27 protein-coding genes are annotated in these 25,556 nt (G+C 69.2%); 21 read left to right on the top strand and 6 right to left on the bottom strand.

The genetic code is table 11. The features are described from left to right. Positions 1-119: 119 nt before the first annotated feature. The 5 genes from JNK12_20405 to JNK12_20425 form a co-directional block, all read right to left on the bottom strand. Positions 120-740, bottom strand: a complete 621-nt coding sequence (locus JNK12_20405; GenBank protein MBL8778312.1) for a hypothetical protein — start codon at positions 738-740, stop codon at positions 120-122. 86 nt (positions 741-826) lie between these two features. Continuing rightward, entirely contained in the window at positions 827-1,342 is a 516-nt protein-coding gene (locus JNK12_20410; GenBank protein MBL8778313.1) for a flagella basal body P-ring formation protein FlgA, read from the bottom strand. Positions 1,343-1,500: 158 nt separating this feature from the next. Beyond that, positions 1,501-2,139, bottom strand: coding sequence for a hypothetical protein (locus tag JNK12_20415; protein ID MBL8778314.1), 639 nt, complete (start codon positions 2,137-2,139; stop codon positions 1,501-1,503). A 194-nt stretch (positions 2,140-2,333) separates the two neighbouring features. After that, entirely contained in the window at positions 2,334-2,978 is a 645-nt protein-coding gene (locus tag JNK12_20420; GenBank protein ID MBL8778315.1) for a hypothetical protein, read from the bottom strand. A gap of 181 nt (positions 2,979-3,159) precedes the next feature. Beyond that, positions 3,160-3,840: a hypothetical protein gene (locus tag JNK12_20425; protein ID MBL8778316.1), complete on the bottom strand. Its 681-nt coding sequence runs from the start codon at positions 3,838-3,840 to the stop codon at positions 3,160-3,162. Between the two features lie 189 nt (positions 3,841-4,029). On the opposite strand from JNK12_20425, the gene JNK12_20430 reads away from it, so the two are divergent. The 17 genes from JNK12_20430 to JNK12_20510 all read left to right on the top strand — a co-directional run bounded on the left by JNK12_20430 (position 4,030) and on the right by JNK12_20510 (position 20,901). Then, entirely contained in the window at positions 4,030-4,572 is a 543-nt protein-coding gene (locus JNK12_20430) for a hypothetical protein (protein ID MBL8778317.1), read from the top strand. A gap of 142 nt (positions 4,573-4,714) precedes the next feature. Beyond that, positions 4,715-8,059 carry a relaxase domain-containing protein gene (locus JNK12_20435; protein MBL8778318.1) on the top strand — a complete coding sequence of 1,115 codons (3,345 nt, stop codon included), beginning with the start codon at positions 4,715-4,717 and terminating at the stop codon, positions 8,057-8,059. A 69-nt stretch (positions 8,060-8,128) separates the two neighbouring features. Continuing rightward, positions 8,129-8,338, top strand: coding sequence for a helix-turn-helix domain-containing protein (locus tag JNK12_20440; GenBank protein ID MBL8778319.1), 210 nt, complete (start codon positions 8,129-8,131; stop codon positions 8,336-8,338). 124 nt (positions 8,339-8,462) lie between these two features. Further along, positions 8,463-8,786, top strand: a complete 324-nt coding sequence (locus JNK12_20445; protein MBL8778320.1) for a winged helix-turn-helix transcriptional regulator — start codon at positions 8,463-8,465, stop codon at positions 8,784-8,786. Beyond that, positions 8,783-9,148, top strand: coding sequence for a DUF3703 domain-containing protein (locus JNK12_20450; GenBank protein ID MBL8778321.1), 366 nt, complete (start codon positions 8,783-8,785; stop codon positions 9,146-9,148). The genes JNK12_20445 and JNK12_20450 overlap by 4 nt, the downstream gene beginning before the upstream one ends. Beyond that, entirely contained in the window at positions 9,141-9,803 is a 663-nt protein-coding gene (locus JNK12_20455; GenBank protein MBL8778322.1) for a cation transporter, read from the top strand. The genes JNK12_20450 and JNK12_20455 overlap by 8 nt, the downstream gene beginning before the upstream one ends. Next, the gene (locus JNK12_20460) at positions 9,800-10,399 is read left to right on the top strand and encodes a hypothetical protein (GenBank protein ID MBL8778323.1); all 600 of its coding nucleotides are present in this window, start codon (positions 9,800-9,802) and stop codon (positions 10,397-10,399) included. The genes JNK12_20455 and JNK12_20460 overlap by 4 nt, the downstream gene beginning before the upstream one ends. Before the next feature lie 12 nt (positions 10,400-10,411). After that, positions 10,412-10,963 carry a hypothetical protein gene (locus JNK12_20465; GenBank protein ID MBL8778324.1) on the top strand — a complete coding sequence of 184 codons (552 nt, stop codon included), beginning with the start codon at positions 10,412-10,414 and terminating at the stop codon, positions 10,961-10,963. 47 nt (positions 10,964-11,010) lie between these two features. After that, positions 11,011-12,630 carry a copper resistance protein CopC/CopD gene (locus JNK12_20470; GenBank protein MBL8778325.1) on the top strand — a complete coding sequence of 540 codons (1,620 nt, stop codon included), beginning with the start codon at positions 11,011-11,013 and terminating at the stop codon, positions 12,628-12,630. Continuing rightward, positions 12,627-13,265, top strand: coding sequence for a hypothetical protein (locus JNK12_20475; GenBank protein ID MBL8778326.1), 639 nt, complete (start codon positions 12,627-12,629; stop codon positions 13,263-13,265). Before JNK12_20470 ends, JNK12_20475 begins: the two co-directional genes overlap by 4 nt. Further along, the gene (locus JNK12_20480) at positions 13,262-14,755 is read left to right on the top strand and encodes a hypothetical protein (GenBank protein MBL8778327.1); all 1,494 of its coding nucleotides are present in this window, start codon (positions 13,262-13,264) and stop codon (positions 14,753-14,755) included. Before JNK12_20475 ends, JNK12_20480 begins: the two co-directional genes overlap by 4 nt. After that, positions 14,752-15,735: a hypothetical protein gene (locus JNK12_20485; GenBank protein MBL8778328.1), complete on the top strand. Its 984-nt coding sequence runs from the start codon at positions 14,752-14,754 to the stop codon at positions 15,733-15,735. Before JNK12_20480 ends, JNK12_20485 begins: the two co-directional genes overlap by 4 nt. Further along, positions 15,732-18,203 carry a heavy metal translocating P-type ATPase gene (locus JNK12_20490; protein ID MBL8778329.1) on the top strand — a complete coding sequence of 824 codons (2,472 nt, stop codon included), beginning with the start codon at positions 15,732-15,734 and terminating at the stop codon, positions 18,201-18,203. The genes JNK12_20485 and JNK12_20490 overlap by 4 nt, the downstream gene beginning before the upstream one ends. After that, positions 18,200-18,847 (top strand): thioredoxin domain-containing protein, encoded by a 648-nt coding sequence (locus tag JNK12_20495; protein MBL8778330.1) that lies wholly within the window; start codon positions 18,200-18,202, stop codon positions 18,845-18,847. The genes JNK12_20490 and JNK12_20495 overlap by 4 nt, the downstream gene beginning before the upstream one ends. A gap of 7 nt (positions 18,848-18,854) precedes the next feature. Further along, the gene (locus JNK12_20500; GenBank protein MBL8778331.1) at positions 18,855-19,469 is read left to right on the top strand and encodes a vitamin K epoxide reductase family protein; all 615 of its coding nucleotides are present in this window, start codon (positions 18,855-18,857) and stop codon (positions 19,467-19,469) included. After that, on the top strand, positions 19,466-20,158 hold the full coding sequence (locus JNK12_20505; protein MBL8778332.1) for a YHS domain-containing protein: 693 nt from the start codon (positions 19,466-19,468) through the stop codon (positions 20,156-20,158). Before JNK12_20500 ends, JNK12_20505 begins: the two co-directional genes overlap by 4 nt. Beyond that, positions 20,155-20,901, top strand: a complete 747-nt coding sequence (locus JNK12_20510; protein ID MBL8778333.1) for a CPBP family intramembrane metalloprotease — start codon at positions 20,155-20,157, stop codon at positions 20,899-20,901. Before JNK12_20505 ends, JNK12_20510 begins: the two co-directional genes overlap by 4 nt. A 53-nt stretch (positions 20,902-20,954) precedes the next feature. On the opposite strand, the gene fetB is transcribed toward JNK12_20510, so the two are convergent. Beyond that, the gene (gene fetB / locus JNK12_20515) at positions 20,955-21,878 is read right to left on the bottom strand and encodes an iron export ABC transporter permease subunit FetB (GenBank protein ID MBL8778334.1); all 924 of its coding nucleotides are present in this window, start codon (positions 21,876-21,878) and stop codon (positions 20,955-20,957) included. Between the two features lie 641 nt (positions 21,879-22,519). Between fetB and JNK12_20520 the strand changes: the two genes are divergently transcribed. From JNK12_20520 to JNK12_20535, 4 genes are all read left to right on the top strand, one after another. Beyond that, positions 22,520-22,879 (top strand): helix-turn-helix transcriptional regulator, encoded by a 360-nt coding sequence (locus JNK12_20520; GenBank protein MBL8778335.1) that lies wholly within the window; start codon positions 22,520-22,522, stop codon positions 22,877-22,879. Positions 22,880-22,922: 43 nt separating this feature from the next. After that, positions 22,923-23,285 (top strand): BlaI/MecI/CopY family transcriptional regulator, encoded by a 363-nt coding sequence (locus tag JNK12_20525; protein MBL8778336.1) that lies wholly within the window; start codon positions 22,923-22,925, stop codon positions 23,283-23,285. Continuing rightward, positions 23,285-24,148, top strand: a complete 864-nt coding sequence (locus tag JNK12_20530; protein MBL8778337.1) for a M56 family metallopeptidase — start codon at positions 23,285-23,287, stop codon at positions 24,146-24,148. Before JNK12_20525 ends, JNK12_20530 begins: the two co-directional genes overlap by 1 nt. A gap of 62 nt (positions 24,149-24,210) precedes the next feature. Beyond that, on the top strand, positions 24,211-24,906 hold the full coding sequence (locus JNK12_20535) for a GNAT family N-acetyltransferase (GenBank protein MBL8778338.1): 696 nt from the start codon (positions 24,211-24,213) through the stop codon (positions 24,904-24,906). The last annotated feature ends 650 nt before the right edge of the window (positions 24,907-25,556 follow it).

Raw genomic sequence — 25,556 nt, forward strand, 5'->3', positions numbered from 1 at the left:
TTCCTCATGGGCGACATGGGCCGCCGTGAGCGCCTCACCAACGCTGTGGTGCAGCCGGGCGACGAGATCAGAGTCGATCCCATCCTGATGCCACACTGTCGGCCCGGTCACCGTTGCGGTCATGGCACGACCTCAGCCACTGGATCGAGCAGCGAAGCGCCGACGTCTTCCCCCAGCGTCGATACCGCACGAACGAGTCGAGACCGGGACAACCGCGCTCCGGACGCGCGGCCGGTGCGCAACGCCTCGGCCGCATCCTGATCGTCGGGCAACTCGCCGACCACCCTCACTCCGGTCGAGCGCTCGACATCGGCGCTGCGGTAGGGCCCGTCGCCAAGGAGGACGATGCCGGCCTGCCCTCGGACGGGTTGAGGCAGGGTCGACAGGAGGTGGGTGAGGGCCACCAGTTGCTCGGTGACCGGATGGACGAGGATGGCCAGGAGGTTCGAGGCGGCCACGATCGTGCTCGGTGACCGCAGGCGTCCAGCGTCGACCACCGCGACGCCGTCGGAGGCGACCAGCGCACGGGTGATTCGCTCCCCCGCTGTTCGCCACAGCGCCGCGCTGGCGGAAGGCGCGTCCGGGCCGACGAGCACCGGCACACCGCCCGCATCCTGTGCATGCGCCCTCCATCCGGTGCCGCCGTCGGGTTCGGCAGCGGCGAAGGTGGTCAGGCCCGGCTCCCGGCCGAGGCCGTACCGGATGGCGAGCACGCCGCCGTCGAGGTCGGCCTCGACCACCAGGCCGTCGGCGAAGGTCGACGCCAGAAGGAGCGATGTTGTGGTCACGCCCGGAGCGCCCCGAACCGACGCCAGGGTCACCACCTTCATGGGGCCACCAACACGAGCCGCAGCCCAACTGCGCCGGCCGCGGCGGCGACCGCCTCCGCATCTGCCTCACTGGTCAGGACCGACACCAGGAGCTGATCGCTCGCCAGTTCCTCGACGTCGAACACCGTGGCTGAGCGAGCCACGACCGTCGGCTCAGCGTCGAGATCGGCCACCTCCTCGGTGCGCACGACGTGCACACGGTCGCCAGGGGCAAGCCCACGTGACGGGTAGGCCCCCGGGTCCAGGGACAGCCCGACGACACCGTCACCCGTGTCGACCGCTGGGACGTCCGCAACCAGCGAAGTCGAGAGGAGCGTCCCTTCGGCAAGGTCAACCAGGGCGGCACGCCCGACAACCCGATCCAGCTCCGAGTCATTGAGACGCGCCAACGTGTTGTCGCTCGACACGTACGCGACACGGACGTCGCTGGCGTCGATCATCTCGCCCCGCTCGAGCGGTGACGCCGCGACCAGCGCTGGCACCTTCTCGACCGCGCTCAGGTGCCAGAGCACGGCTCCGAGGGCGAAAGCGACCGTCACGAGGACACCAATCGCGAGCTCCGGCGTCCGTACCCTCCTCCCCGGCGGGCGGACATCTGCAAGTGGGCGTGTCGGCTGCCGGTCGGAGGAAGGGGCACCGGCCCGGGTTGGGGTCTGGGTGGACACCACGGCTACTGGCCCTCCTGTGTGCCGATCGCCTGGATCTCACCGACCTCGACATCGACAGTCGACGTGCGGTCGATCGCGGGGAGCGACCCGCCCCCACCGGGGACGTTCGTCGTCCACGACACCTCGATGGCCACGGTGGCTTCGATGCGGAACGTGCCGCCGGGCCTGGTGGCCGACGACGACGAGTACGTGTGGATGCAGCTGGAACCGTCCTCGGGCAGGCCGGGCCGCCACGGAGTGCCGGGCCCACGGCACGACACGCTGTTGCCGTCACCCAGGCGCCAGTTCGTGGCCACAGGAGTGGCTCGCACCGTGGACGACACCCGGCCGGCGTTCGCGGTGGCCTCGTACGGCTGCCACCAACTCTGGTCGAGCCACAGCCAGGTCGATACCTGTACGTACAGTCGCCCGTGCTCGGATGGGCTCGTCCGGATCTCCGGCGGCGGGATCCGCACCGACGCGAGCGCATCGAGCGCCAACTGGTAGGGGTCGACAAGGTCGCCCTCGGGCCTCAGGAAGAACCCGAACAGTCCCCCGTCGCCGTCGCACCACCGCCCAAGCCAGCGGCCGGTCGTCGAGTGCTGCGGCTCGCCCGTGATCGGGTGGTACACCGTGAAGGCGAAGTCGTCGGCGACGACCACCCGCCAAGGGCACGGGTTCTCGCCTGAGGCGCCCCCGCTCGGTCCACCGCTACCACCGCCCGCCCCACCATCCCCGGCAACGGCAGTCGGGTCTCCACCAGGGTCGACGTATGCGCCGCCGCTGCCCCCGGGTCGGTCGTCAGCCGCCGCAGGCGACGCCGTCACCAGCGCAACCGCTGCGGTGATTGCCGCGATCAGGAATCGTGCGCGCACCCTGCGACCCCCTCCCAACGCTGGACGAGCTCGGCGGAAGCAACTCGCCACTGGCCTCGGACCCTCTGCATCTCGCCCCGGACGTTGTGGGTGCTCACCTGGTCGTTGACGATCTCGCCGGAGTCGCGTCGGACGATGACGCCGTCCGAGACGACGCACTCCTGCACGATGGCTCGGCGCCCACTCACCTCGACGACGGTGACCCGCTGGATCTCGGCGGGATTCGTTGACCGGCGAAACACCAATCCCGAATCGAGGTTCGTCTGCGTCTCTGCGACCACTGCGTCGAGTTGGTCCCCCGTGGCGAACTCGCGCAGTCTCGGGTCGTCGGGGTTCGGGGTGCCGCTGTTCGCAGCGAAGCGGGCATCCCAGAACCCGACGTAGCGGGCGATGATCTCGTCCTCGAGGCTCCGCTCGGTCGTCGGGGGAGCCGACGACGTCGTTGTGGTCAGCACCGAGTTGGGGGCCGTGCTGGTCGGCGTCTCGCGTGAGGCTTCGCGATCGACCGCTGGAGCCGAGTCGTTCTCGGAGCAGCCGACCGCGCCGACAACGAGGGCGAGTGGCACCACGAGGGTCCAGACGTGGAGGGCCCTCACCGTTCGGTCGGACCCATCGGGCTTGGCCATGACTTTGACTCCTTTGCCGGCTGCTTGCTCGTAGCCCCGCCCACCAATTACCTATTACCTAGAAGGTTCTATGTCAAATGTGGTTTCAAATCAACTGAAAGATTTGAAAAATACTGACAACTGTTGGTGAGACATGTCAAGACCTCACCTCTGCTGTGATACCAGTAGCTGCAGGGTGCCGTCAGCTCGCCACTGGCAGCTCGCGCAGCCGCGCCTCGCCCCGCCACCGGCGGTGCCAGAGCACCTTGAGCGACACGTGCTGCTCGGCAGCGAGGTCAGCCATCGATTCGCCGCCAACCCGGCTGCGGAGAATCGTGGCGAGCACGTCGTTCGATACGCCGCTCGCCTGGCTCGCCATGACCAGCTCCTCGAAGAAGACCCTGCTGAGAACTCGGTCCTCAGCCGACGGCTCGAGGACGGCGCCGGCGACACCAGTGGGGCACTGCTGCTCCGTGTCGTGCTCTTGGCGGTAGCGCTTGCGGACGTCCAACAAGACGTTGCCCGACACTGAGCCGGGTCGGTGGGCGGGATAGGTCCGGATGCGTTCCCAGGCGATCCGAACGACGTCGTCGACCGCGTCAGCATCACGGCCGACCCGGTGGGCGAGGTTGACCAAGCCGCCGAGGAGCTCCTGCAGCAAGGTGCGGGCGGCGAGGTGATCGGTCGGGGCGAGCGTGGCCAGCGCACGGCGGACCTCAGGACCGACGTCCGGTCGGTAGCCGAGATCGATGACCTCGTCGAGATCGGACGCCGGCAGTAGCACGGGGTGCACCGCTGTCCAGCGCATGAGCGCGCGACGGGCGGTAGGAGAGTCGGCGAGCGTCGACCACTCCTGGTTGAGGGATTGCAGGATCTGTGCCATCGGGAACCTCCGGGTGTCGTTGGGCAACAGGAGGCTCCGCGTGCCACCTCCCGACGGACCTCCCGCTCGACCTCCCGCCGCACGGATTTCTCGAAGCCGTGTCCTGGTTTCGGGCGCTCGACCTCCCGCGCGACCTCCCGGACGGCCCATCGCTGCGCGCTATGGCAGCGCTGACGGGCCTACGAAGGCATGGAACTGGATCGAATGCTGTCCTTCACCCCGGTCGACCACCCCGACGGGCGCGTCCAGCGGATCGGATTCGGCCTGACCGACCCCTACGTCGAGCAGTGCTGGTCGGCGGTCGTCGGACCCAGCTCGACGCTGCTCCTACGCCGGCTCCCTGCACTGTGGGCGACGCAGGTTCCCGCCGAGATCGGCGCCAGCGACCTGTCTCGATCGCTCGGCCTCGGTGTGGGCGTGGGCGAGCGAAGCCGGCTCGCGAACACGCTGAACCGGATGGTCCAGTACCGGCTGGCCAGGCCCTCACCTGACGGCGCTGGGCTCGATGTGTATCAGCAGGTCGGTCCGCTCAGCCCCCGCCAGCTCGCCCGGGTTCCAGAGTGGACGCAGGACACCCACGAGCGGCTCTTCGGCACCCACCTCGAGCAGATCGACGATCTCACCCAGCACCGGGCGAGCGTCGCATCGATGGGCGCTCGACTCGACCGCCTCCAGCACGGACCCCCGACAGTTGCACCCGAACCCCACCCACTCGGGCAGGCCCTCGGATGAAGGCCCTCAGTCGCCGCGCCGGCTCCCCTGAAGCACCGTCCTCCGCGGCGACTCACATCGCTCCAGAACGGCAGGTCCGGCGCGCACACATTTGCAGGTTCCCCTACGGGGAACCTGCTGGACCTCCCGCTGGCGGTCTGCGGTGAAGTTCACGGTCACCCCGCTGGGCGGCGGACGGGCCGAAACGGCCCGCGTCGTGGACGCCATCGTCCGCTACCTCCAGCCACCAGCGAAGGGCGCGCCATCGCGTCCCGATCCGTCTCCCGGCCCGGGTGGCCCGGAGCGGTACTACGCGGACAGCGGCGAGGAGCCAGGGCGTTGGCTCGGTCGGGCCGCCGAGGGGGCCGGGCTTGCCGGTGTCGTGCAGCGCTCGGACTTCGCAGCGGTTCTGGCTGGTCGAGACCCCCATACCGACGAGCGGCTCATCTCCGCCCAGGGCTCGGCCGGGCGGCGACCCACATTGGGCTCAGGCGCTCACACCAAGGTCGGAGCCGACGGGGAACAGCTCTACGACGTCGCCGACGCCGCTGCCGCTCTCGAGGTGTCGCATCGAGAGGTCGAGCAATTTCTCGATGCCGGCACGGCCGTCGCACTCAGCGCCCTCGCGACGGTCGCTCTACCCCACGCCGCGCCCACCGGTGACGCGGGAACTCCCGCTCGATCACCCGGCGCGATTCCCGGGCGCGACCGACCACCTGATGCACCTCCCGCGCGACCTCCCGTCGACCCTGTGACCAGGCAGTTCACCCAGCCGGGAGGCTCCTACCTCCTTCCCTGGGTGGAGAGTGACGGTTCACGCTGGGTTCGGGCCAGCGAGCTGACCCGTTGTGTGCACGCACGCGAGTCCGGCGCGAGGCCGGGGGAGATCCGGGGGCTGGGTGCGCCCGACGATCAACTGAGCCTGGCCGAAGCCGCGCGACTGGTCGGGGTTACGAACCGGTACCTGCGCGGCCTCGCCCGCTACCACGACGAGCACCGCCCCGAGATCAAAGGGGCTCTCGCCGCCGGGCGCCACCCACGGCGGGCCTACCTGGTCGCCCACCGAGGCACCAAGGGGCAGTGGCTGGTCACCCGCGAGAACCTGGCCGAGTTCCTAGAGCGCCGCCGCCCACCTTCGGTGCGGGTCGGCTATGACCTCACCTTGACCACCGAGAAGTCCCTCGGCGTCCTCGCCCTCCTCGGCGACGACACGACCCGTGACGCGGTGCTGGGGTCGATCCAGGCCGGGAACGATTGGGCGCTCCGCTGGCTCGAAGACCACGCTGCGATGGGCCGCGTCGAAGGTCGCCAGGTCGAGGGTGAGGGGTGGATGGTGGCGTCGTTCCGACACCTCACCTCCCGCGCCCTGGACCCGTTCCCGCACCATCACAATGTGATCGCCAACACCGTCCGGCTTACCGACGGCACCCACCGGGCTCTCGACGCCCGGCCCCTCTACCAACACGCCCAGGCAGCCTCCGCGCTCGCGACCGCCGAGATGCGCCGCAAGCTCACCGAACAGCTCGGCGTGCGGTGGCGGCCCGGCCGCAAGTCCGGATGGGAGGTCGACGGCATCACCAACCGCGTCGTCAGTGAGTTCTCCAAACGCCGCAACGAGATCGACGACGCCCTCCAAGAGCTCGAAGCAGAGATCGGCCGCGGCGCGCACCCCAACGAGATCGAACACATCGTGCTGCGCACCCGGCCGGCGAAGAACCACACCCCCGCCGATGACCTGATCGCGTCGTGGCGCGAACGCGCCGCCCGCCATGGCCTCACCCCCGAAGTCATCGAGTCGCTCACCGGACACGATCGCAGCGGTCAAGTGACCGACACCGAGGCGCTATTCATGTCACTCGCCGGGCCCACCGGAATCTGCGCGGGAGGGTCGGTGTTCTCCCGATCCGAAGCGCTGGCCGCTATGGCCAACCTTCCCGTTCCAGACACCGAGGGCGACAAGCCCCAGCCGCTGCTCTGCGGAGCGCGCCGACTGATCGAACTGACCGACGAGTTCCTCGCCTCCCCGCACGTCGTCGCGCTCACCGACGCCGACGACCCGCTGTTCACCACCGTCGAGATGCTCGATGTCCAAGACCGCGTCGCAGCCCGATTCACCAAGGGCATGCACCGTGCGTCACACCTCGTTCCCGACGAGCAGGTCGACGCCGCGATCGCGAGCCACCCGCACCTAACCGGTGAACAGCGACGGCTGGTGACCGAGTGGTGCCAGCGCGGACACCGGTTCCAAGCCGCCGTCGGACGCGCCGGAGCGGGCAAGACCACCACCGTCGCCGCGTGCGCCGAGGCGTGGGCCGCCGCGGGCTACCGAGTCGTTGGTGCAGCCGCGAAGGGCGAGGCGACCCGGACGCTCGCTACCGCCACAGGGATCGAGTGCGAGACCGTCGCCTGGTACCTCGCCCACACCGACCCCCACAACCTCCCGCTCGACTCGCGGACGATCCTCGTTGTCGACGAAGCGTCCACGCTGTCGGACCGCGACCTCGACTCCCTGATGGGGATGGCATCCGCGACCGGTGCCAGTCTTCGGCTCATCGGCGACCCCGCCCAGCACGGCGCCATCGCCGCCGGTGGCATGTTCCGGGTGCTCTGCGAGCGCCACCCGCAGCACACGCCGGAGTTGACCACCACCCATCGACTCCAGAACCCCCACGACCGGGCCGCCGCGCAGGCACTCCGTGAGGGCCGGATCGACGAGGCGTTCGACGAGCTGGCCAATGCCGGGCACCTGCACGTCGTGGGCGACGACCTCACCATCTACCGCCAGGTCCTCGGCCGCTGGTGGGATGCCCACCGAGACGGCCTGGATCACCCGATGGTCGACCGCCGCAACAGCACCCGCCTCCAACTCAACCGCCTGGCCCACGTCCTCCGCCAAGCGAACGGCGAACTCGGCGACGAGGAGATCCGAGCCAGCGGAGGTCGAGCCTTCGCCGCCGGCGACCGCATCACCGCCCGCGCCCCGAACCGCGATCTTCACGTCGAAGGCGACCGACGCGCCTACGTCCGAAACGGCGCCCTCGGCACCGTCGTCGCCGTCCACCAAGACCGCCGAGATCGCCGAGATCGCTCACTCGACACGCTCACCGTGGAATTCGACGGAATCGGCCCCATCGAAATCCCACGCAGCTTCTTCGACCTCCATCGGACGCCGGCAGGACGGCCCGAGGTCGGAATCGACCACGCATACGCGCTGACCAGCTACGCGGTGCAGGGCTCGACCCGTGATGTGTCAACAAGTCGAGTCGACGCCACCGCAACCCGCGCCGAGACCTACGTCGACATCACCCGCGGGCGACACGAGAACCACCTCTACCTCACCGCTACAACCGACCCGCTGGACGGCGAAGCCCTCCCCCGCATCCCACCAGCCCCCGCCGACCTGGCCGTCGCCGATCGCCTCCACCGCTCCACCGGCGAACTGACCGCGTGGGAGCTCGCGCACCCTGCGGAGAAGTCTGTGGCGAGGGAGCAGGCCGTCGGCATCTGACGCCGACGCGAAGTGGTGGCGCCCTCAGGGGCCTACGTAGGCACACCACCGCCTATCGAGGAGAACCCGATGTCCGCCGCCGAGACCGACACCTCGACCGAGGTGCTCACCGTCGACGAAGCCGCCGCCATCCTGCGCATCAGCCGCAACGCGGCCTACGCCGCCGCGCGCCAGTGGCGAGTGACGGGGGGCGAGCACGGCATCCCTTGCATCGAGATTGGCCGCACCATTCGCGTCCCTCGCGCCGACCTCGATCGTTTGCTTGGACGCTCCTTATGACCAGCCGTCGCCCAAGAAGCGCTATCGCCCGGCCGCCTTTCGGCCACAACGGAGCCCAGCACCGACGCCGTATTTGGTTGAGATCCCGTCGTCATAGTTCATCTCGTGCTGTACCATCTGTCGTATGCCAGCTGTCTCCGTCGACATGGAAGCGCTCGCCCGGGTCGGTCGTGCCTTAGCGGACGACACCCGCCGGCGCTTGCTCGTGGCCATTCTCGACGGGCACCACTACCCGGCAGAGCTGGTCGCCGAGTTGGGCTTGGCCAAGGCAAACGTCTCCAACCATCTGAGCTGCCTGCGTGGCTGCGGCCTTGTGGTAGGTACGCCTGAAGGCCGACGTGTCCGCTACGAGTTGTCTGATCCCCGTCTGGCCCACGCCCTTGCCGATCTGGCGGGTCTCGTGCTGCTCGTCGACAATCCCGACTGCCACCAGGACCGCGCCCGATGAACCGGTCCATGCCAGCAGGGGTGCAAGCGATCTTCGATGCCGAGCTCGCGGCGGCACAGGCCGCATGGGACAACGATGCCGCCTGGGCCGCGCTCGAACGTGCCCACATCCTGTCCCAGCCGTGGGCCGGGCCCCATGTGCGCTGCCACCTGAAGATGCTGGTGCTGGCGTGCCGCACCCGCGACATTCGAGAGGTCGCAGGTCAGCTCTTCCGGAGTGTTCTGGCGGGTCCGGGTTCGATGACCGGCCGGATCCCGCTCGGCAACACGGGCCGGGCCCGGGTGTCCGCCTTCAAGCCCATGCCAATCCCGGTCGACCTTGCCGCCGTTCTCGACGCCGACGAGATCGACCGTCGTGGGTGACGACCACGGCCACACACCGGTAAGGCAGCCGACGGCGATCGAGTCGAGTCTCGCGGGACAGGCGACGCTTCGTCGGCGGGGGCTGTGGCTGGCCTACGCCACCATCGGGTGGAATGTCATCGAATGCGTCATCGCGGTCGCTGCGGGTACCGCGGCCGGCTCGATCGCCCTCATCGGCTTCGGTCTCGACTCTGCAGTCGAGGTTGCCAGCGCGTCGGTGATCGTCTGGCAGTTCCGGGCCGAGCGGCGCCACGGCGTCGACGAGCGGCGCGAGCAGATCGCGCTCAGGCTCATCGCCCTCAGCTTCTTCGCCCTCGCCGCCTACGTGACCGTGCAGTCGGCGTTCGACCTGTTCGGTGCGGGCGAGGCGGGTACGTCCGCGGTCGGCATCGCCCTTGCTGCGATATCCCTCTTGGTGATGCCCGCGCTGGCAGTGATGAAGCGCCGCACCGGGCAGGCCCTGGGATCGCGCACCCTCATTGCCGACGCCGCCGAGACCTTCCTGTGCACCTACCTGTCGGCTGTCCTGCTCGTCGGGCTCCTCCTCAACGCCACAGTGGGATGGTGGTGGGCCGATCCTCTCGCTGCGCTCGTGATCGCGGGATTGGCGTTGAAGGAAGGGCGCGAGGCCTGGAGGGGTGAAGACTGCTGTTGAGCGATCTCGATCGTGAAGTGAGCGGCGTCCGCCGGTTGGCTGGGGTCTGCCTCGTGCTCACCGTCGGCGCCGTGACCCTGGTTGGCCTGGTGGCGCCGTCCCGAGCGGAAGCGCATGGCAGTTCCGGGGCCATCCAACTGGTGGATTCGAGCGTCAGCGGCGACCTGCAGCTGTTCATCCAGGTGTGCGTGGCGTACGCCGACGAGCACGAGGCTGATCCTGCTGCGGTCACCGTCTCTGCGCAGGGCCCAGATCTCATGGAGGTCGCAGTGCAGACCATGGACGTCGACTCCGACGAGGGTCTGCGCTCGGCCAACCTCGAGTTTCCGGCTGCGGGCTCGTGGACCGTCGTCGTGGAGTCCTCAGATCCTCCTGCGTCGTTGGCGGTGCCGGTGACGATCGGTGTGGGCGAGGCGGTCTCACCGGCCCAATCGGTCGCCATCGGAGCATCGACGGGGCTTGCGTGCCGGGCCCCGGGCAGCGACGCGCCGACATGGTTGATCGCCGTGGGCGCCACGCTGGCGGCGGTCCTGGTGTTCGGAGCGCTGTACCTCCGTCTGGGTCGCAGCGGGTCGGGCGCCGAGGGTGCGGCCTGAGGTGGCAGTAGGTTGACGTCGGTGCGCTGGCCTCGCTTGTGGACGCTGTTGCTCATCCCGGGAGGGATGGCGGCGGGTCACGTTGTCGGTTACGCACTGGCGGCGGCGATGGGCGCGGCGCCGGTCGTCGGCTCGCACCATGGCTATGTCGGCGACCTGTTCTTCGTCGCGGTGCCGCTCACCGTGGCGGTGCTGGTCCGGGCCTTCTTGAGCGGGCTGCGCGATGAGCTGCCCCCGGTCCGGTTCCCCCTCCTCGCACTCGCGCAGATCTGCCTGTTCCTCTCGGTCGAGCTGGTCGAGCACGGGTCTGTGGGGATCGGTGCGTGGGTCACGCTCACGGAACCAGCTGTGCTGTGTGGCCTCGCCGGTCAACTCCTCGTGGCCTGGCTCATAGTCATGGTCGTACGAGCCTCCTATCAGGTAGGCGTGATCGCCCGCTCGCCGAGGGCCACCCCGACGCGCTCCCATGTGCGTCAGCGCTGGGGTCGTTCCCTAGCTGGCCGGGGATCGCTCGGGGTCTCCGTCTGGTCGCTGTCGAGGCGAGGCCCACCGCTGGCGGCCTGAACCCGCCACGTTCGCCGTTCCGGCGACCTCATTCGACAGGAGCACCCGTGTCCAAATCTGGCGCGCCCGCCTTCCCGCGGGCTGCCTGCCTCACCCTGCTCGCCTGCGCAGCGGCGCTGATCGCCTTTATCGGCCCGATGGCTGCGCCCGTATCTGCCCACGCCACCCTCGTCTCCACCACGCCGCCCGGGGACGAGTTAATCGACCGCGTCCCGGCCGACGTCCAACTCGTGTTCGACGAGGCCGTCGAGGTCGTCGACGGCGGGGTCCGCGTCTTCGGCCCTTCCGGGGAACGGGTGGACCGCGGTCTCGCCGAAACGCGCGATGGGGGCCGCACGGTTCTGGCCGCCATCGACGATCCCGGGATCCAGGGCACCTACACCGTCTCCTGGCGGGTCCTCAGCGAGGACAGCCACAATCTCTCCGGCTCGTTCGTGTTCCACGTCGGCACCGAGACCGGCGCCGCCGACATCGGTGACGACGCGGACACCGTCACCGATCTGGCGGGCGGGATCGGTCGCTGGGTTTCGTACGCCGGTGCGCTGGTGGCTCTGGGAGCAGCGGTGCTTGCGTTCGCCAACCCGGGTGAGCCGACCGTCAGGCGCCGGCTCCGGCTGATCGTGATGATCGGGGCGGGCGCGGCCGCGGTCGCGACCATGGTGGTCCTCGTTGCCCAGACCGCCGATGTGTCGGGCCGGTCCCTGCTGGATTCGGTCGGCCTGACGGTGGACATCGCCATGGACACCCGGTCGGGTCGGCTCGCGGTGTTGCGGTTGTTCTTCCTGGTAGCCGCTGGGGGAGCAGCGTCGATCGGTGCCCTGTGGTCGAAACGCCCCTGGATCGCGGGTGGCCTCGTGGCAGCAGCAATGGTCACGTGGCCGCTCTCGGGTCACGCCTGGACCACGTCCCCCCGGTGGGCGGCGGTCGTCGTCGATCTGGTCCACCTGGTGGCCGTCGGCGTGTGGGTCGGTGGCCTGTTCGCGCTGGGGTGCACACTGCGGGCGGCCGGCGACCAGGCCGCTATGGCCCGCCGGTTCTCGAAGGTGGCGCTGGTGACCGTCGTTGCGGTGGCCATCAGCGGTTCGCTCTCGGCGTTCTGGCAACTGCGGTCGTTCGATGCCCTGCTCGACACCGGTTTCGGGCAACTTCTCACGGCCAAGATCGCCGGCTTCGCCGCGCTCGTCATCCTCGGATCGCTCAACCGTTCGCTGGTGGCCTCGTGGGCGGATCGCTCCGCAGCGCTCCTCGTCCGGTTCGTCAAGGCCGAGGTCGTCGTCGCCATCGTCGTGTTGGCGTTGACCGCAGCGATGGTGAACCAGCCGCCGGGGCGGGAGTCGGTGGGCGGCCCGTTCGAGATCTCCACCCAGGCGGTTGGAGGAGGGGGGCGACTCGACCTCACTGTGACACCCGCGCGCGTCGGGCAGAACGACATCCACCTCTACTTCTTCGACGAAGCCGGACAAGGCCTCGTCCCGGTCGACGCGGTCGAGGTGACCGCCGGCACCGATCAGATCAATCCGAGGCGACTCGACATCGAGGCTGTCACCCCGAGTCACTTCTCGAGCTACGGCGCGTCGCTCACTGCGCCGGGGACCTGGACCCTCACCGTCACCGCGGTCCAGCAAGGCCAGACATCCAACTACACGATCGAGGTACCTGTTCGATGACCAGACGCTCCCGCAACTGCTGGGTGGCCGCCGCCATCGTCGTCGCGTTCGTTGCGCTGGGGGGACCCGCGTCGCCTGCCTCGGCTCACGAAGGCGGCGGCACCATCGCGGTCGACACCGCAGAACCTACGGACGACGGGGCGATCCGGTACGTCGTGCGCCTGACCTGGAACAACGACGGTCACCCCGCCGCCGCCGGGCTCACGACGATCACCGCGGTGGCGGTAGGCGCCGACGGCTCCGCGCTCACTCCCGTGACCCTCGAACCGCTCGACGACGGTCGGTTTGCGGCCACCGTCGAGTTCCCCGACCCCGGCGACTGGACCGTCCGGTTCACGGCCGTCAGCCCGGAAGCCACCCTCGAGCGGCCACAGCAGGTCGACCCATCCCCCACCACGACCTTGTCTCCTGCACCGACTACGTCCGCAAGCGAAGCGCCGGCACCGACGACGACCGCCACACCTGACGGCGAGGACGAGGACGAGGACGGCGATGCGTCGAAGGCGGGGACCGTCGTGTTCGTGGTCGTACTGGTGATCTTCGTCGCGGGAGCGGTCCTTCTCGGCATCCGCATGCGTCGGCAGGGCCAGTCCGATGCCGGGCGTTCCGGCACGGCTGAGGGGCACGAGGAGTGACGCGCCTGTGGGTGGTCGTCGCGGTGGTGCTCGCCGCGGTCGTGGCGCTCGCCTCGCCGGCAGCGGCGCACGGCGGGCCGGGCGGGGACGATCCGGGAGGCACGAACTTCCGGACCCGCATCCTCGAGGTGACCCCCGATGTGGATGGCCTCGAGATCCGCGTGATCGAAGCCGGCGCGCGGGTCGAGCTGGTCAACGACACCGGCGAAGAGATCATCGTGCGGGGCTACGAGGACGAGCCGTTCCTGCGCGTCAACGACGACGGCGTGTTCGAGAACCTGCGCTCGCCCGCCACCTATCTGAACCGCTCCCGTCAGGCATCGTCGGAGATCCCACCGGAGGCGGACGCCGACGCCGCACCGGACTGGCAGCGCCTGGACTCCGGACAGGTAGCACGTTGGCACGATCACCGCGCGCACTGGATGGGCGGCGATCCCCCTGCCGTGGTCGAGGAGCCCGGGGCCGAACACGTCGTCATCCCCTCCTGGATGATCCCCATCGACGTCGGGCGCGACAGGGTCGAGGTGTCGGGCGATCTGGTCTGGGTCCCCGGCCCGCCGCCGTGGCCCCACTACCTGCTGGCGCTGGGACTGGCCGTCGGCCTCACGCTCGCCGGCCTCACCAGCCGCTGGCGTTGGGCGGTCACCGCCGGCGTGGTCCTGCTCATCGTCGCCGCCGGCATCGACGCAGTCGGGGTGTGGACAGAGACGTCAGAGCCAACGGTCGCCAAACTCGGCGGGCTCGGCGCTCCCCTGACGACGACGGCCATCGCCATCGTGTCGATCACGCAACTGCGGCGGGCGCCCCGCGAGGCCCTGATCTTCGCCGCGGCGAGCGCCACCAGCTTCGGGCTGCTCTTCGGCATCTCGAACCTGGACTGGCTGAGCCGCTCCCAGTTGCCGACCACGCTCTCTCCGACGTTGGCCCGGCTCACCGTCACCGTCTCACTCGGCGCCGCGGCCGGGATCCTCGGACTCACCGCCGTGCGCTTTCCGAAGCTCGAACGCCTGCCCAGACCGTCCCGACCGACACCTGCCCGCGCCACACCCCCCCACACCGGCGACGCCAAACGGCATCGGAAGGTCTTCCTCCTGGTGCTCGGCTCGGTGGTCGCCGCTTCGTTCGGAATCGCTGCACTCAGCTTCGACGGGGAGGAGCCTCCATCCACCGCCACGGCGAGCGCAGTTCACGAAGCCGTCTGTGACGCCTTGCGCGAGGCGCGCGCGGGTGATGCCGGAGCGGCGAGCCGGACGTTCACCAACGGGGCGCACGAGGGTCTCCACCAATTGGCCGCGGACACCTCCGATCAGGACCGCGCTGCGGCCGCCGAACTGCTCGAAGCCAAGCAGGCCGTCGAATCTGCATTGATCGGTCCGGCAGGGCAACTGGCAACTGATCTCGAGGAACTCGCGCCGACCGTGCGCCGTGCGCTGGACGTGACCGACGCCGATCCACCAACGGCCTGTGCCGAGGAAGCAGATACGCCATGACCACGACGACTCGCGCCCGATTCGGCGCGCTGCTGTGCGCGACCATCCTCGCCGCCTCGTGCTCTTCCGACTCGGGGAGCGACAACTCCGGCGCGGTCGCCGACGAGTCGACATCGCCGATCATCGCCCAGGTCGCCAGCTACGACCTGACGACCGAGTTGCCGCAGCGGGTGATCGTGGGCCTGCTGGACAACGACAACAACGTGGTGTCCTACGGTGACGTCGAGTTCGCGTTCTCCTATCTCGGCACGGCCGACGAGCCGCTCGACACGCCGGACCAAGGTCCCCGCGCCATCGCCGACTTCCGTCCGATCCCCGGCCAGGACATAGACCTCGACACGCCCGGGCCACGCATCGGTCAGCCCTCGGACGGCGCCGGCATCTACGCCGCCGACGACGTCGAGTTCGCCGACGCCGGCATCTGGGAGGTAGCGGTCACCGCCGATCTCCCCGACGGCGAGGCCACCGCAACCGCCAACTTCGAAGTCGTGGCCGAGAGCGACATCCCCAACATCGGCGATGCCGCACCTCGCACCGAGAACCTCCTGCCCGGTGACAGCGACGCGCCGGTGGACGCGATCGACTCACGCGCCGAACCCGACGGAACGGTTCCCGACCCCGACCTGCACACCGAGACCGTGGCCCAGGCCATCGCCACGGGGCGCCCGGCCCTCGTGGTGGTGTCGACCCCGACGTTCTGCGTCAGTCGCTTCTGCGGCCCGATCACAGACAGCGTCGCCGCGCTCGCCGCGGAGACCGGCGATGAGGTGGCGTTCATCCACATCGAGGTGTGGCGTGACTACGAGAACACGGTGCTCAATCAAGGCGCCGCCGACTGGATCTGGCCGAGCGAGGAGGGCGACGACATCCACGAGCCGTGGGTGTTCCTCGTCGGCGCCGACGGCACGATCATCGAGCGCTGGGACAACGTCGCCACCGATGCCGAGATGCAGGCGGCCATCGACCAGGTGCGTTCATGAACGAGACGGTTGCGCTCGACCTTCCGGTGCTGCTGCCGGATGCGCTCGACGGGAGGGATCGCTGCGTCGACCGGCTGTTGGCGACCCTCTCTGGCGCCCCCGGTCTCGACCAGGTCCATGTCGTCGAGGCCGCAGCGGGTGCACCGGCCAGACTCTGCCTGCACTACGACCCCGCGGTCACCAGCGTGGCCCGGATCCGCGCCCAGGCCACTGGCGCCGGCGCGTCGATCACCGACCAGTTCGGGCACGTCCTGTGGACCGTGACCGGCATCGGTCACGTTCGCAAGGCCCGATCGGTGAGGGAAGCGCTCGGGCGCGTCGACGGCGTGGTCGAGGCCGACGTGGCTCCCGGGCTGGTGATGGTCGAGTTCGACCGCCGACGCATCGACGACCAGTCGCTGCGTGACGCGCTGAAGGCACGGGGCGTCACCGTCCAGGCCCACGGCGAGGAACCTGGCGCTCACGACCACCCCGACGGCGAGCACGATCACGGTGGACCCTTCGGCGAGCGCAGCGAGTTGATCTTCGCGATCACCTCGGCCCTCTTGTGGGTGACGGGCTTCGTGCTCGAGCTGTCGACCGACCTCGACGAAGGGGTCCTGACCGCCCTCTTCATCGCCGCCGGGCTCTTCGGTGGCTACTTCACCTCACGTGAGGCGATCGAGAGCGTCCGCAACCGGCGGTTCGAGATCGACTTCCTGATGCTCGTGGCCGCGGCGGGCGCCGCCGCCCTCGGCAAGTGGGAGGAAGGCGCGCTGCTGCTGGCGCTGTTCAGCCTGGGCCACGCACTCGAGGGCTACGCCATGGGTCGGGCCCGTCGTGCCATCGAAGCACTGGGTGAGTTGGCTCCGAAGACGGCCACCGTGCGGTCCGAGGCCGGCGAGATCGAGATCCCCGTGGAACAGCTGCGCCTGGGTGACGTCGTGATCGTCAAGCCCAACGAGCGCATCCCCGCGGACGGGTTCGTGGTGGCCGGAACGAGCAGCGTCAACCAGGCACCGCTCACCGGCGAGAGCATCCCCGTCGACAAGCTGCCCGTCGGTGACCCGGCCTCGGCCGCGGCATCACCTGAGAAGGTGCCGGCGTCGTCTCGGTTGTTCGCCGGCACCATCAACGGCGCCGGCCAACTGGATGTCCAGGTCACCCGGCTCAGCGCGGACTCGACGCTCTCGAAGCTGGCCACGATGGTTCGAGAGGCCGAGACCCAGGCGTCGCCCACCCAGCAGTTCACCGATCGGTTCGAGCGCATCTTCGTGCCCGCCGTGCTGGCACTGGTGATGGGGGTGCTGCTCGTCGGCGCCGCGCTGGGTTCGTCGATGTCCGAGTCCTTCTACCGGGCCATGGCCGTGCTGGTCGCCGCCAGTCCATGCGCGCTGGCGATTGCCACCCCCAGCGCCGTGCTCGCCGCGGTCGCCCGGGCCGGCCAACTGGGTGTGTTGGTGAAGGGAGGTGGACCGCTCGAGCACCTCGGGACCCTCCGCGCCGTCGCCTTCGACAAGACCGGCACGCTCACCGAGGGTCGCCCCAAGCTCACCGACGTGGTAACCGCAGAGGGCGTCGACCGACTCGAGCTGCTGGCGGTGGCGGTGGCCGTCGAAGCACGTAGCGACCACCCACTGGCGGCCGCCATCGTCCGCGACGGTGGCGCGCGACTCGACGGGCAGTCGCCCTTGAGCGCACTGGAGGTCACGGCCATCACCGGCCGGGGGGTGCGGGCGACGATCGACACCTCGGCGGTCCTCATCGGCAACGTCGCGCTCTTCGAGGAGAACGGCGGCCTCCCACAGGCGGTGGCGGACGAGGTTCGCGCGCTCAATGCCAGCGGCCGCACGATCATGATCGTCAAGCGGGACGACCGGTTCCTCGGGGTCCTCGGCATGCGCGACACCCCTCGCCCCGAAGCTCGCGATGCGGTGCTCGCGCTGCAGTCCGTCGGCGTCCGGCGGGCGATCATGTTGTCCGGGGACAGCCAGCAGGTCGCCGACGCCATCGCCCGCGACGTCGGGTTGACCGACGCGTGGGGCGATCTGATGCCGGAGGACAAGGTCACGGCCATCGGGCGCCTGCGAGACGAGGAGGGCAAGGTGGCGATGATCGGCGACGGCGTGAACGACGCCCCCGCACTCGCCCATGCGACCGTCGGCATCGCCATGGGCGCCGCCGGCTCGGATGTCGCCCTCGAGACCGCCGACATCGCGCTGATGGGCGATGACCTCTCGAAGCTCCCGGTGGTGATCGGGCTCAGCCGCAAGGCGAGCGGCATCATCCGCCAGAACCTCTTCCTCAGCCTCGGCATGGTCGCGTTCCTGGTTCCGGCCACCCTCGTCGGGTTCGTCGGCATCGGACCTGCGGTCGTCTTTCACGAGGGGTCCACCCTCGTCGTGGTCGCCAACGCGCTTCGCCTGCTCGCCTATCGATCGACAGCATCCCCCCGCACGATCCCCTCACACAAGGAGCCCGTTGCATGACCAGAAACGTCAAGATCTCGCTCGGCCTCGTTCTCGCTGCGGGCCTCGTGGCTTTGTTCGTGGCGAACACGGGCGACGACGAGACGCCGCCGCCGTCGGTCGGCTCGGGTGGCGAGACGGCGCAGGTGGTGCGAGAAGACAGTCAGCGCCTGTCGGTCGCGGAGGACGGCGGGGTCACCTTCGTCGAGTTCCTCGACTTCGAGTGCGAGGCGTGCGGCGCGGCTTACCCGGCGATCGAGGAGCTGCGCCAGATCTACGACGGGCAGGTCACGTTCGTCGTCCGCAACTTCCCCTTGCACAACAACTCCGAGGCCGCCGCCCGCGCCGCCGAGGCCGCCGGTGAACAGGGCAAGTTCGAGGAGATGTACTCGATGCTCTTCGAGACCCAGGCCGCGTGGGGCGAGCAATCCGACTCGAAAGAAGAGCTGTTCTTCCAGTACGCCGAGGATCTTGGGTTGGACATGGACCGGTTCCGCGAGGTCTACGACGACCCCGCCACACTCGAGAAGATCGAGCAGGACCAGGCGGACGGCCAGGCCCTGGGCGTCACCGGCACGCCGTCGTTCTTCCTGAACGGCGAGATGCTCGAGATCTCCAGCTTCGAGGACCTCACCGCCCAGATCGACGAAGCGCTCGCCCAGTGAGGGCCGCGTGACTTCGACGTCCGCCGACGTCGACGGCACCGATCGGCGGATGGCCTGGCTGTACGTGGTCGGCGGGGCCATCGGCCTGCTCGCCGCCGCGGTGCTGGCGATCGAGAAGGTGGCATTGCTGGAAGACCCGACGTACGTCCCGAGCTGCAGCATCAACCCGATCCTCAGCTGCGGCTCGATCATGCAGACCAGTCAGGCCGAGGCGTTCGGTTTCCCCAACCCCCTGATCGGCATCGCCGCGTTCCCGATCGTCGCAACGACCGGCGTCGCGCTGCTGGCCGGCGCGACGCTCCGGCGCTGGTACTGGCGCGGGCTGCTCGCCGGCACGCTCGCGGGCCTCGCCTTCGTCCACTGGCTGATCTTCCAGAGCCTCTATCGGATCGGCGCGCTCTGCCCCTACTGCATGGTCGTGTGGGTCGTGACCATTCCCCTCTTCTGGTACACGGCGCTGCGCATGGCACGAACCTCACTGCTAGCTGATCGGAGCCCGTTCGGGGGCATCGTACGGTTCGCCAACGAGTACCACGGGGTCATCCTCACCGTCTGGTACCTGGTGATCGCAGGACTCATCGCCCGTCGCTTCTGGGACTACTGGTCGACGCTGTTGTCATGACCTCCATCAATGCAGAGGTAGACGCAGATGACCCGGGCGCGCCGCCTGGCGGGCACACGTTCTCGTTCGTCGATCTCGCCGGGTTCACCGCCGCCACCGAGGTCCACGGCGACTCGACCGCCGTTGGGATGGCGGAGCGCCTCGTCGAGGTCGCCACAGGTTCGCTCGGGCCCGGTGACCAGCTGGTGAAGTCGATCGGCGACGCCGTGATGCTCGTGTCGGACACACCGCTCGGTGCCGTGCGCCTCGTCGGTGCCATCTGTGACGCACTCGACCACGAACCGGCGTTCCCCGTGCTCCGGGCAGGCATGCACGAGGGCCCGGCAATCGCGCGCGGCGACGACTGGTTCGGAGGGGCGGTCAACCTGGCGGCCCGGGTGGCCGCGCACGCCGCAGGGGACCAGGTTCTCTCCACGGCGTCGGTGGCCACTGCCGCCGCCCAAGCGGGATTCGACACCCGCCCGCTGGGCGAGGTGCGCCTCCGCAACGTTCGTGAGCCGGTGCACCTGCTCGAAGTGGTCGCGTGCCCCACCCTGCCCGACCGGGTGATCGACCCGGTCTGCCACATGGCCGTCGACCGCCGATCGGCCACGGGTCGCCTCCGCCACGACGACCACGAGCACCTGTTCTGCTCCCTCGAGTGCGCCGGCGCCTTCGCCGCCGACCCCGGCCGCTACACCGTCCGATGAGATCGGACGAGACGTTCGACCCGTCGGCCGACCTCGAAGGTCAACAACCCCGCCGGTGGGGCATGGGGGATGCCGCCGCCGGACTGTTGCTCGCCAACGTCTGCGCGGTCGTCGCCGGAAGCCTGATCCTGGCGGCAACGGGCGACCGGTCGACGGCCTACGAAGAGTTGCCCCTGACCATGGTCGCCATCCTTCAGGTGCCCTTGTGGCTGGGATATCTCGGAGTTCCGCTCTGGGCCGCCCGCACCAAGGGCAACGGGATCGTGGCGGACTTCGGCCTGCGCATGCGCTGGATGGATGCCCCGATCGGGCTGGCGATCGGTGTCGCCACCCAGGTCGTCCTCATCCCGGTCCTCTACGTCCCCATCTTCTGGCTGACCGGCGAACGGGATCTGTCCGCTCCGGCGCGTGACCTGACCGACCGCGCCACGGACCCCGCCGGCGTGGTGTTGCTGGTTGCCATCGTCGTCATCGGCGCGCCGATCGTCGAGGAGCTCTTCTACCGCGGCCTGGTGCTGCGCAGCGTGGAGAAGCGGTGGGGAACCAGATGGGCCGTCGCCGCGACATCGATCCTCTTCGGAGCCATCCACCTGCAGTTCATGCAGTTTCCGGCCCTCGCCACCGCCGGCCTCGTGTTCGCACTCCTGACCGTGCGGACGGGAAGACTGGGTCCCGCCATCTGGGCCCACGTCGGCTTCAACGGCATCGCCGTGATCACCCTGCTGTCAGCAGGTTCCACCTGAAAACCCGCCCGACGGGTCGAAGATCAAGTGCACCGATCGTGGCTCACCGTTCTCTACGGATCGACCGGCACCAAGCGATGATCCCGAGTCACGAGCCGGCGAGCCACGCCCCGCCCCACGAGGACACACGTGATCGCCACCGAGCCGAGGATGAGGAACATCACCGCGGTCTGGGCGAGCACCGCGTCGATCGGGTCGACGCCGGCGAGGAGGAGACCGGTCATGGTTCCCGGGAGGGCGACGATGCCGACGATCTTGGTCTGCTCGACCTGCGGTGTGATGGAGGTGCGCAGTGCCTCGGTCAGGTGGGGCCTAAGCGCCACCGTGGCCGGTTCGCCGAGCGAGAGGCGGACCTCGACCTGGTCCCGGTGCTCGCTCACCTCCGTGAACGTCCGTCGTGCCGCCAACACGGTTGCACCGATGGCGTTGCCCATGATCATCCCGGCGCCGGGCACGAGGGTCCGGGGCTCGAGCGGCAGGATCCCGAAGGCAAAGATGACGAAGAGGCTGACGAACTGCGCAACCCCGAGCGATGCCAGGGCGATCACCAACGTGCCGGGCACCTCCTTGACCCGTGACGCCACGGTCACGGCCCCGATGAGGACCATCGCCACGACCCACAGCCAGGACAGCGCTATCGGCGCGCCGTCGGCGAGGACCAGTCCGAGGCCGGCGCCGATCACGAGCATCTGCGCCAGTGCCCGCGTCGAGGCCCACAGGATGGATCGCCCAAGGCCGAGGTGCTCTCGGAGCGACAACGCGACGGCAATCAGGATGAGGATCAGTGACGCCGCCACACCCGTGAACCCGACATCGGCGCCGTTCACGTCGCCAGCCCTGTCAGGAACCGGTCGACCGCCGGCTCGGGCTGGGCCAGCACCTCGTGTACGTCCCCCTGCTGGGCGATCTGGCCATCGATCACGATCACGGCGTGATGGGCCAGTCGTAGAAGCTGTGCCATGTCGTGGGTCACCCATGCGCTGGGAATTCCGACGCCAGCCAGTTGCAGCGCAAGTTCCTCGATGACTCCTGTCGACGCGGTGTCAAGGGCACTCGTGGGCTCGTCGAAGAGGACGAACCGCGGCTGGGTGAGCAACGTACGCGCCAAGCACATGCGCTGCGCCTCCCCACCCGAGAGCGCATCGGCCTGGCGGGCACCGAATCCGGCGAGACCGACCCTTGCGAGACCGACCTCGATCTCGTCGTCGGTCGCCGCGGGACGGCCGGTGCGCAAGTTGTCGGCCACGGTCCCCGGGAGCGGCGTGGGCCGCTGGAAGACCATGCCGACCTGCCGGCGGTGCTCGAGCACATCGAGCCTGTCGAGCGGGACGCCCATGAAGCTGACCGCACCTGCGCACGGCGCGTCGAGACGGTTGCACAAGCGCAGCAGAGTCGACTTCCCGGATCCGGAAGGTCCGGCGATGACGGTGATCTGGTGATCTGGGATGAAGCCGTTCAGCCGCTCGAGAACACGGCGCCCGGACTTCTCGACGACGACATCGTCGAAGTCGAAGAGTCGTCCGTCCATGGACCGGGAAGGTAACGCAACACCCCCTCATCTGCACAATCGTGTAGATGAGGTTGCGCGAGAGCGCTGCGCTCGGCCATCCTTGGGGTGATGCCCCTTCCGGCCGACCACGATCCGGCCGGAAGGCCGATGGGAGATGACGAGGCCGTCCGAATCGCCGAGGTGATGGCGGCCTTCAGCACCGGGAGCCGGATCAAGATCCTCTTCGGTCTCTTCGACGATCGGCGAACCGTCGAGGAGCTGGCCACTTCGATCGATCTCAGTGCGCGCCTGGTTTCACAGCAGTTGCGGGTGCTCCGCCTCTACCGCCTCGTCGCCGGCCATCGCGAGGGCCGTCATGTCCATTACCGGCTGGCGGACGACCATGTCCGTGAACTCCTCGTCGCCATCCGGGCCCACGGCGACCACGTACTCGAGGGGGAGCCGGCGAGCGCCCCCTCGGTCGGTTGACCACGTCGCGTCCGTGGGGCCGGGTCGGAGTACCCTCGGGGGGATGGGTCGCCGGCCGATGGGTGCCTTGGAAGGCGAAGTCCTCGCGGTGCTGTCTGCCTCGTCCGAAGCGATGACGCCGAGCATGGTCCAGGAGTCCTTGGGTGCGGAGGTTGCCTACACGACGGTCGCCACCGTGCTCGGACGCCTCCAAGCCAAAGGATTCGTCGTTCGTCAGCCACACGCCCGCACCTTCCGTTACGAGCTCGCCGTCGACGAGTCGCGCATCGTCGCCGATCGGATGCATGGTGACCTCCGCCGCAGCGCGGACCGTCGAGGTGTGCTCCAGCGTTTCATCGGGGAGCTCGACCCAGAGGAGGCCGCCGATCTTCGCTCGGTCCTCGACGAGACCGGTGGTTCGCGGTGATGGAACCCTGGTTGATCCTGTCGGCCGTGGTGCTCTCTGCCGCGGCCCTGGCCGGCCCACGGGCGACGGCGCAGCTTCACCCTGCGGTCACTGTCCGAGCGGTCACGATCCTGACCTCGGCGGCCGCTGTCGCATGGATGTCCTGGGGACTGTTGGTCATCGGGGCACTGGCCCTCGACATCACCCCGCTCAGTGAAGCTTCCCGGGTCGGGCAACTCATCTCCTTGCACGACCCTGCGCCGCGATGGCTCGCAGCAGCGGCGGGTGCCTGGGCGATCTGGTCTGCGTGCCGGGTGGGTGCCGACGAACGGCGGCGACGCAGTCTTCATACCTCTCTTCCTGGCACTGCTGGCATCGTCATGGTCGAAGCCGACGACTTCGTGGGCATCGCCGTACCGGGTCGTTCTGCACGCATCGTGCTGTCGAAATCGGCGATGGAGTCGTGCAATCCGTCTGAGCGGGCGGTCGTGATCGCCCACGAATGGGCGCACCTTCGCCACCACCATTCGCGATACGTGCGGATCGTCGTGGCCTCGGCAACGGTCTGTCCTTGGCTCCGCCCCGTCGAGCGCGCCGTCCGCTTCTGTGTCGAACGTTGGGCCGACGAGGACGCCGCGGAAGTCGTCCAGGACCGGCTACTCGTCGCCCGCACCATTGCCCGTCTGGCCCTGGACGTCGGCGGTGACCGCACGGCGCTCCCGTTCACCCACGGTGACACGTCAGCCCGTGCACGGGCGATGCTGGCGCCGGCACCGGTGACGCCTGACATCGCCGCACGCAGCATCGTGGCCGGCGCGGGTGCGACGGCAACCGGCATCGCCGGGTCAGGCTTGCAACTTCATCACGCCTTCGGAGTGCTCTGATCTGACTCCATGGGCCCGACGGGTGTCCGAAGTAACTACCACATCTGTAGTAGTATCCGGAGGTGAGCGACTTCGGCGTGCGTCCCCTCAGCTTGGACGACCTGGAGTGGACATCAGGTCTGCACCGGAGGGGCCTGCGTCCGAGCTTCTTCTCGGAACTCGGTCCCGGGTACCTGCGGGCGTACCATGCGTCGTTCGTCACGAGTCCGCACGCGTTCGGATTGGTCGCCCTGGTCGACGGCGAAGGCGCGGGGTTCGCCTTCGTGACCACGAACGGACCGGCGCACTACCGCACGGTCGTCCGCCGGTGCGGGGTCCGGCTCGCCATCCGTGGGGGAGCCGCGCTTGCCGTTCGCCCCAGGCTGCTCGTGCACTTCGTGACCACCCGTGGTCGTAGGTACGCGCGTGGTGCGCGCCGTCTCGGTCGGAGCGCGCCGAAGGCAGCGGTCGCACGGCTGCAACGACCGACAGCCGAAGTGGTGCACGTCGTCGTCGATGACCGCTGGCGCGGCGCTGGTCTGGGTTCTTGGCTCATCGCTCACGTCGAGCTCACCGTGCGCGGCCTCGGCAGCCAGGCGATCGAGGCCAAGACGTACGACGCAGCTTCCTTCTACGAAGCGAACGGTTGGCAGCGCGCTGGCGACGCGGCAGATCTCGAGGGCGGAACGCTGCAGATCCTGCGGCTTGCCCTCGACGCCGGCGAACAGCCATCGGACCAACGACACGCCGCCGACCTGAGCGCGAACGCCCGGCGGTGAGACGATGTGTGGTCGCACTCACACTCGCTGCGGCCGTCCTCTTGCCTGCACCCCCGACCCCGGTCGACCAAGGGCCGGGCACCATCGTGGTCGATGGCGGCGAGGCGGCCACCTTCGTGGTGTCGTCGCCTGACCCGAACGCCACGGCCGACACGGAGGACGCCGCTGAAGCTGGCTCGACGGTTGCGTTGGTGGGCTGGGCCATTGTCGTGCTCATCGGCGCATTCGGCGCCTACGCGTGGTGGCGCGGACGGAGAGCGGTCCGTTCGTCGGAGCTCACATGACGTCCTGCACGGCCGTGGTGCCTCGCCCACTGCTCACCGGGGGCTCTGATGCCAGAGGATGAATCCCTCCTCGCGGCGCGGGGGGTGCCCTCTCGCTACGGGGCGCTCCACTGGGCGCTGTGCGCGCCCAGCCCGACCGTCATCGAGCTCTCGTTCGCTGCCATCCACCGGCTTGGTAGCAACCTCCCGCACCGTGCTCGGACAGACGCAGGCTGGTGGTCGAACGACGAGGGTGGACATCCCCAGCGCATGACGTGGCTCGCCGCGGGCCGACGTGTCCAGGCGATCGATGTCGAGCGCAGCCGCGTCAGGTTCGCGCTGGTTGGCGAACCACGGTCCGAAACGCCGGCCCCACCGATTCCCGAG

Source organism: Acidimicrobiales bacterium, from assembly GCA_016794585.1.
Classification (GTDB): domain Bacteria; phylum Actinomycetota; class Acidimicrobiia; order Acidimicrobiales; family DATDAH01; genus JAEUJM01.

What these genes read in the sequence shown, in the direction of transcription:
- JNK12_20420 (MBL8778315.1), bottom strand. Translation starts at nt 2,978, where the DNA reads ATGGCCAAGCCCGATGGGTCCGACCGAACGGTGAGGGCCCTCCACGTC.
- JNK12_20425 (MBL8778316.1), bottom strand. Translation starts at nt 3,840, where the DNA reads ATGGCACAGATCCTGCAATCCCTCAACCAGGAGTGGTCGACGCTCGCC.
- JNK12_20430 (MBL8778317.1), top strand. Translation starts at nt 4,030, where the DNA reads ATGGAACTGGATCGAATGCTGTCCTTCACCCCGGTCGACCACCCCGAC.
- JNK12_20440 (MBL8778319.1), top strand. Translation starts at nt 8,129, where the DNA reads ATGTCCGCCGCCGAGACCGACACCTCGACCGAGGTGCTCACCGTCGAC.
- JNK12_20445 (MBL8778320.1), top strand. Translation starts at nt 8,463, where the DNA reads ATGCCAGCTGTCTCCGTCGACATGGAAGCGCTCGCCCGGGTCGGTCGT.
- JNK12_20450 (MBL8778321.1), top strand. Translation starts at nt 8,783, where the DNA reads ATGAACCGGTCCATGCCAGCAGGGGTGCAAGCGATCTTCGATGCCGAG.
- JNK12_20475 (MBL8778326.1), top strand. Translation starts at nt 12,627, where the DNA reads ATGACCAGACGCTCCCGCAACTGCTGGGTGGCCGCCGCCATCGTCGTC.
- JNK12_20485 (MBL8778328.1), top strand. Translation starts at nt 14,752, where the DNA reads ATGACCACGACGACTCGCGCCCGATTCGGCGCGCTGCTGTGCGCGACC.
- JNK12_20490 (MBL8778329.1), top strand. Translation starts at nt 15,732, where the DNA reads ATGAACGAGACGGTTGCGCTCGACCTTCCGGTGCTGCTGCCGGATGCG.
- JNK12_20495 (MBL8778330.1), top strand. Translation starts at nt 18,200, where the DNA reads ATGACCAGAAACGTCAAGATCTCGCTCGGCCTCGTTCTCGCTGCGGGC.
- JNK12_20505 (MBL8778332.1), top strand. Translation starts at nt 19,466, where the DNA reads ATGACCTCCATCAATGCAGAGGTAGACGCAGATGACCCGGGCGCGCCG.
- JNK12_20510 (MBL8778333.1), top strand. Translation starts at nt 20,155, where the DNA reads ATGAGATCGGACGAGACGTTCGACCCGTCGGCCGACCTCGAAGGTCAA.
- fetB (MBL8778334.1), bottom strand. Translation starts at nt 21,878, where the DNA reads ATGGGTGACCCACGACATGGCACAGCTTCTACGACTGGCCCATCACGC.
- JNK12_20520 (MBL8778335.1), top strand. Translation starts at nt 22,520, where the DNA reads ATGCCCCTTCCGGCCGACCACGATCCGGCCGGAAGGCCGATGGGAGAT.
- JNK12_20525 (MBL8778336.1), top strand. Translation starts at nt 22,923, where the DNA reads ATGGGTCGCCGGCCGATGGGTGCCTTGGAAGGCGAAGTCCTCGCGGTG.
- JNK12_20530 (MBL8778337.1), top strand. Translation starts at nt 23,285, where the DNA reads ATGGAACCCTGGTTGATCCTGTCGGCCGTGGTGCTCTCTGCCGCGGCC.